This is a genomic window from Mycobacterium sp., from assembly GCF_025965855.1.
Taxonomy (GTDB): Bacteria; Actinomycetota; Actinomycetes; order Mycobacteriales; family Mycobacteriaceae; genus Mycobacterium.
On sequence record NZ_JAOPWB010000181.1, the window covers coordinates 1 to 6,278 of the forward strand.

Consider the following 6,278-nt stretch of genomic DNA (forward strand, 5'->3'; position numbering starts at 1 on the left):
CTCCGATCCTTGCCATCGAGATTGCGCAGAACAAGGCTTACACAGCTCTGTTCGGTCTCTCCACGCACGACCTTTTCAACTCTATCCAAGGCGACCCGTCGCTTTTGGCTGGGATGCCCACGCTTGCCCGTGTGGCGGCGTGGGGAGGAGGGTTTCCAATCAAGGTGGACGGAGAGATTGTCGGCGCGATCGGGCTGAGCGGGGCTCCCACGGTGCAGGACGACATCGATTGCGCGCGAGCAGCCCTAGCGCTCCTACCCGATGCGGTGTCGGCTGAGTAACAAGGGCGACCGTATTCACACGCACTAGCGAACGCAGTTCGTCGCTGTCGGGCTTATTCCACATGACCACTGACACACACCAAACGGCGCTTGCGTGACCTCTTACGAAGGTTCAACGGGCACCGCGGGCTGTAGTACGGCGCCGGTCGTGACGCTACTCAGGTCGGAGGCGAGAAACACGACCGCATTCGCAACTTCGTCCCTCTGCGCCAGTCGTCCCAGCGAAAGTCCTTTACTGCGTTGACTTTTGGACGGTAATGAGGCTCCAGGTTCGCAGCAGGTAGCTCGTTTTTCACTGCGCGTTCAGCTGTTGGGGAACAGTCGCGCATTGGCGAGGAAGACTTCTGCATGTTGCGAATGTGCGGCGTGGCTGGCGTCGGGAAGTATCAAAAGTCTGGCATCGCAAAGGTTCTCTTCGAGGACGATGGCGTTCATCGAGTCAACGACGATGTCTTTGGCGCCGTGAACGATCAACGTTGGCTGCCGGATCGTGCTGAGCATGGCGTAGCGGTCTGTGGTCGGGATTTCACCCCATTCACGGATCGCACGCAACTGAGCGGCGGCGGCCGTCATGGTGACTGGCGTATCGCGATCCGCCTCGCGGCGGTTGAGGCGGTCCAGATATGCGTGACCCGCGGCCTGGCTGGCGTCGCTCGGCGTGAAGAACGAATTCAGAAGCAAGGCTACGGGGTCATTGAGCTCGTCTATCGAGAGTTCGGTGAAGGTCATCTTCTCGCCGCCGCGTGGCCCTGTCCCGCACAGGATCATGCGACGAAACATCTCCGGATGAGACGAAGCGATCTGCTGCGCGACCATTCCACCGAGCGAAAAACCCAGGAAGTCAACGGTTGTCAGGCCCAAGGCGTGCAGGAAACCGACGCAGTCAACGGCAAACTCGGCTACAGTCGCCGGGGTGGCGCCAGCCGAGCTTCCGACTCCCGGGTAATCGAACGTGATCACGTCACGGTCGGCAGCTAAGCCGTCAACAATGAGGGGATCCCAGTCGTCCATGTTCGCGGCGAAGTAGTTCGCGAGGACCAGCGGTATGTGACCGCGATTGCCCACGCGCCGGTAGGCGAAGTCGATACCGCTCGCGGCGCGCACGACATCGGTCGGTGTCTGGGAGTACGTGCGCATTGGCGGTGTGTTCACAAGCGGCCGTCCTTCCCTCTTTTCATGTCGGTCAGGCCTCGTTGGATGGGAATGCCTTCGCGGCGACGTTAGATCGGTTCGGGCACAGTCCGTCCGGTGGCGGACGACTCGTGCACACCGTGCACATTTCTGGGCACGCGGTGAGGCGTTCTACGTTGAAACGCCAGCTCGGTTGGGCCGGGCTCTGGGCGCACCGGTCTGCCCGGTGGGAGACTCGGCATCGCCCCCACACGCGGCTCGCCTGAGCCGGCGCAGCCGCCGACGCGCTTGCGACAACGGCGGTATCCATTCAAGTGCTGGCGGCGTTGCTGCTTCTCCACGCCGATTGACAGTCCGGATCAATCGGTCCACGCTTGGTCTGAAACGATCAATCCACGGCGGAGGCGAGCGGTGTCGAGGGTGAAGTTTGTCGGCCTCCCCGGCGCAGCTACCACGTCATCCAGCAGCGTTATGGCGCGCTGGTGACCGTCGTCTTCGACGCCCGGCAGATCCCGAAAGCCGACCGCGCGGAGGCGGTGCGTGCGACGGTCGCAGAGCATTTGGTGCCGGTGGAGATCGATTTCGCGGCTGACCGCGGCCCCGCGGCGCGCATAGCGATCACCGACTTGGCGGCGCTCACGGTTTGGACCTCGGCCTGTACTGCGGTGAAGGTGCACCGCACCGCGGCACAAACCCACGACGACTTCACACCGAGCATCTTCATGGGTTTGCAGATGACAGGATCCTGTCTGGTGGCCCAGCACGGGCGGGAAGCCATCCTGCGCCCTGGTGATGTGGTCATCTACGACTCAACATCACCATGGGTCATTTCTGATGTCGACGGGATCCGCCAGCACAAGTTCCGGATACCACTGGACCGATTAGCGTTGCCGGCCGATGTCATCCGGCGGGTCTGTGCGGTCAGCTTGAGTCCGGGGCATCCGATCACCGATCTGGCCGCGACCTATTTGCACCGGCTGGCGCTGCGGCCACGGGTGTTCGATCGGCCGGGCGGCGACCTGGTCAGCCAACCCAGCATCGAGTTACTGCGCGCGGTAATCACCACCCATCTGGACGCCGTCGAGTTGGGCAAGGAGTCGCTGCACGCCACGCTGGTCGTGCGGATCATGGAATACGTTCGCACCCATCTGCGTGAACCCGACCTCAGCGCCGGCCGCATCGCCGCCGAGCACCACATATCGGTGCGGCAGCTCTACCGAATCCTGGCCGACGAAGGCATTTCGCTCGGAGACTGGATCCGCGCGCGACGACTCGAGGAATGCCGCAAAGACCTCGCCTCGACGGGCGCAGGTGATCCCATCTTCGCGGTTGCCCGCCGGTGGGGGTTCACCGACCCCTCCAGTTTCGCGCGGATGTTCCGGGCCACGTTCGGCATGTCACCGCGCGAATGGCGTGAGACCAACCGCCGCCCAACTCACTGACCGTCGCGGCCCACTAGGCGCGGTGCCTCGTCGTGTGCCCAACGTCTGTGCACCGTGTGCCAGGTCCGGTTACGGCCGCACGTTTTGCCCCCACACCGAACTAGCGTCAGAGTCACCACCGCTCTGCTGCGAGGTGTGGCCGAATCCAACGATGGGGCAGATCATGGCGGACCGCGACCGTCAACCGGCCCGGGAGTCCACCGGAGCGTCGCCGTCGTCGGGGTCCGCGTCGGCCGTGCCGCAACTGAGCGGGGCCCAGTTCGACCGCATGACGGCCTACGGGGTGGCGCAACCGGTGCAGGTGGGCGACGTCGTGTTTGGCCCCGGCGACGTCGACTACGACTTGATCCTGGTCGAGTCGGGGTGGATCGAGATCATCAGCCCGGCCACCGGCGACGAACCGGAGTCGGTGGTCGCCCGGTACGGGCCCGGGGGGTTCCTGGGCGAATTGAACTTCCTGACCGGCCAGACGGCCTATCTGATGGCGCGGGTCACCGAGGCCGGCCGGATCCATCGGATCACCCGCCAGCAGTTTCGGCGGGTGATGGCCGCCGAACCCGACCTGTCCGATATCTTGTTGCGCACCTTCCTGGCCCGGCGCGACCTGCTACGCGATGGACCCGCGGCCCGCGCCATCGCCATCCTGGGCAGCGAATTGTCGGCCGATAGTCTGGCGCTGCGTACCTTCGCCGCCCGTCAACGCCTGGCCCACCTGTGGCTGGATGCCGACAGTGCCGCAGGACGGGCGCTGGCCGCTTCCGCGCAGATCACTGGCGCGGATCTGCCCGCGGTGATCACCGGCCACCGGGTGCTGCGCCGCGCCACCACCGGGCAGATGGCCCAGGCGCTGGGCTTGGCGTACCGGCACACCGGGACCAAGCCCTCAGACCTGACCGTGATCGGCTCCGGGCCGGCCGGGCTGGGCGCCGCCGTCTACGGCGCCTCGGAGGGGCTAAACACCGTCGTCCTGGACGCGGTCGGCCTGGGCGGGCAAGCCGCCGCCAGCTCCCGCATCGAGAACTATCTCGGCTTCCCCTCCGGGCTCAGCGGCCAGGAGCTGACCCAACGCGCGGCCCTACAGGCGATGAAATTCGGCGCCCAGCTCTCCAGCCCGTGTCGGGTGGTCGACCTAGACACCGACGGAGCCCACCTGAGCGTGATGCTCAGCGACGGCACCACCGTCGAGTCCCGCGCCGTGCTGATCGCCACCGGGGTGCGCTACAAGACGCTGCCGTTGGAGCGCTGGATCGACTTCGAAGGAGCGGGAATCTATTACGCGGCAACCGAACTGGAAGCTCGCGCGTGCCGCACCGAACCGGTGACCGTGGTGGGTGGGGCGAACTCCGCCGGACAGGCCGCCCTGTACTTGGCGTCGCGCGGCTGCCAAGTGACTTTGGCGGTGCGTGGATCAGACGTGGCCGCCACCATGTCGTCGTATCTGCTGGGACGGCTGCGAGCAGATCCCCGCGTCACGATCCGAGCCGACACCGAAGTCACCGGCCTGTCCGGTGGGTCGTCACTGCAGCGCATCACCCTCACCAACAATTCCACCGGTGACATAGCGGAACACCTATGCGCCGGCCTGTTCTGTTTCATCGGCGCGCGACCGGAAACCGAGTGGCTTGCCGACCTTGCCCTCGACAGGGCGGGCTTCATCCGCACCGACGCCCAGCTGGATCCCGAAGAACTCGGCGCCACCTGGGCAGCGCTGGGGCGCACACCGCTGCCGTTTGAGACCAGCATGCCCACCGTATTCGCCGCCGGAGACGTCCGCCTGACCTCGGTGAAACGCGTGGCCTCCGCCGTCGGAGAAGGCGCAAGCGCAGTGCGGTCCATCCACACCGCGCTCGGAGCACACCCCTAAGCGGCCATCACCGGCGGGCTCACCGGCGCGCACGCACACATCACGACCCACTACCACGGCGCGGGACAACGACGCAGCAACGCTCTCCCACCGGGCAGACCGGCGCGCTGAGCGGCGCCTAACCGAGCTGGCGTTTCAACGTGAAACTGCTCACCGTGTGCCCAGACGTGTGCATGGCGTGCATGAGTTGTCCGCCACCGGACTGCGTGCGCCCGAACCGATCTAACGTCGCTGTGAAGGCCTTCCCCATCCACCCAGGCCGGGCCATATCGACGACGGGACAGCTCATGCCACAGCCCGACGCAGGTCCCGCAATCGCAATTTTTGGGCCAGTTCATCGGCTCGAATTCCGGAATGGAAGGTGCACCTACCGCGTTGTTGGACAGATCGGTCTAAACGTTGTGCGGTCGATGGTCGGCACACCACCGAAAGGCGAGAGATGACGCTGACAACTGAGAGCGGTCTTGACGGCGAGTACGTGCCAAGCCCGACGGAAAGCGTACGCACGCAGGTGGCCGACTATGAGGCCAGCGGCGGCGTCAAGGGCGCAACGCTGGAGGGTCGGCCGGTGGTGATCCTGACGTCGGTGGGCGCGAAATCGGGCAAGGCCCGCAAGTACCCGGTGATGCGGATCGTCGACGGTGACCGGTACGTGGCGGTGGCGTCAGCGGGCGGGTCGCCCACCAACCCGTCCTGGTACGCCAATCTGGTTGCCCACCCCCGGGTGCGCCTTCAGGACGGCGCCAATGTGCGGGAGTTCGCCGCCCGCGAGGTCACCGGCGACGAGAAGCGCTATTACTGGACGGTTGCCGAGCGGTTCTGGCCGCACTTTCCCGAATATCGACGCCTGGCAGGCGGCCGCGACATCCCGGTCATGGTGTTGGAGCCCATCGCGCCGCGCACGCCAGTTACCGCGGTTGTCCGAAACAGCAATACCCCTATCCCCTACGAAGGAGGCACGGCGATGACGACAGCAGCAGAAGAGCGCAACAAAGCGTTCGTTCTGGAGGCGTTCGACACGTTGTTCAATCAGCGGGACTACGCTGCGGCGCAGCGGTTCTGGTCACCTGATTACATCCAGCACAGCGCGCACATCGAGCCGGGACGTGAGGGCCTGTTCGAGCTCGTGAAGGCCTCACCGCCAGACATGCGCTACGAGAACGGCTTGATGGTCGCGAACGGCGACTATGTGATGCTGCACGGCCGATTCACCGACATCGGGCAACCCGCCAACTGGATAGCGGCCGACATCGTGCGGCTCGAAAACGGTCTACTCGCCGAGCACTGGGATGTCATCCAAGATGAAGCGACACAGGAAGAGTCCATCAGTGGGCTACCCATGTTCGGCGAGACCTTCCCGACCCGGGCCTGAGGCGGTGCCGGCCACCCGCCCGGACGCGAAATGGCTTCGCACCATGACGATTCCGGCGCCCCGACAGCGTTGGCGGGGCAACGGACGCCGCAGAAGCACGTCCACCACACAATAGGACAATTGGAGGGTCAACTGATGGCAAGACTGGATGGCAAGATCGCCGTGATTACCGGCGGGAGCAGCGGTAT

The 6,278-nt window shown here is 65.1% G+C and carries 5 protein-coding genes and 1 pseudogene; 4 read left to right on the top strand and 2 right to left on the bottom strand.

The window, feature by feature from the left end; genetic code table 11:
* Positions 1–281 (top strand): heme-binding protein (locus tag JWP83_RS15135; RefSeq protein WP_297731283.1); only part of this gene is annotated, 281 nt, incomplete at its 5' end.
* Between the two features lie 102 nt (positions 282–383).
* Here the strand turns inward: JWP83_RS15135 and JWP83_RS15140 are convergent.
* Positions 384–506: pseudogene (locus JWP83_RS15140) on the bottom strand (SDR family oxidoreductase); the annotation flags it as partial.
* 78 nt (positions 507–584) lie between these two features.
* On the bottom strand, positions 585–1,433 hold the full coding sequence (locus JWP83_RS15145) for an alpha/beta hydrolase (protein WP_297731285.1): 849 nt from the start codon (positions 1,431–1,433) through the stop codon (positions 585–587).
* A gap of 461 nt (positions 1,434–1,894) precedes the next feature.
* Here JWP83_RS15145 and JWP83_RS15150 point away from each other — a divergent pair, with 461 nt between their 5' ends.
* From JWP83_RS15150 to JWP83_RS31270, 3 genes are all read left to right on the top strand, one after another.
* Positions 1,895–2,854 carry a helix-turn-helix domain-containing protein gene (locus JWP83_RS15150; protein WP_297731287.1) on the top strand — a complete coding sequence of 320 codons (960 nt, stop codon included), beginning with the start codon at positions 1,895–1,897 and terminating at the stop codon, positions 2,852–2,854.
* A 163-nt stretch (positions 2,855–3,017) separates the two neighbouring features.
* Positions 3,018–4,718 carry a cyclic nucleotide-binding domain-containing thioredoxin-disulfide reductase gene (locus JWP83_RS15155; RefSeq protein ID WP_297731289.1) on the top strand — a complete coding sequence of 567 codons (1,701 nt, stop codon included), beginning with the start codon at positions 3,018–3,020 and terminating at the stop codon, positions 4,716–4,718.
* Positions 4,719–5,157: 439 nt separating this feature from the next.
* Positions 5,158–6,090, top strand: a complete 933-nt coding sequence (locus JWP83_RS31270) for a nitroreductase/quinone reductase family protein (RefSeq protein WP_367185642.1) — start codon at positions 5,158–5,160, stop codon at positions 6,088–6,090.
* The last annotated feature ends 188 nt before the right edge of the window (positions 6,091–6,278 follow it).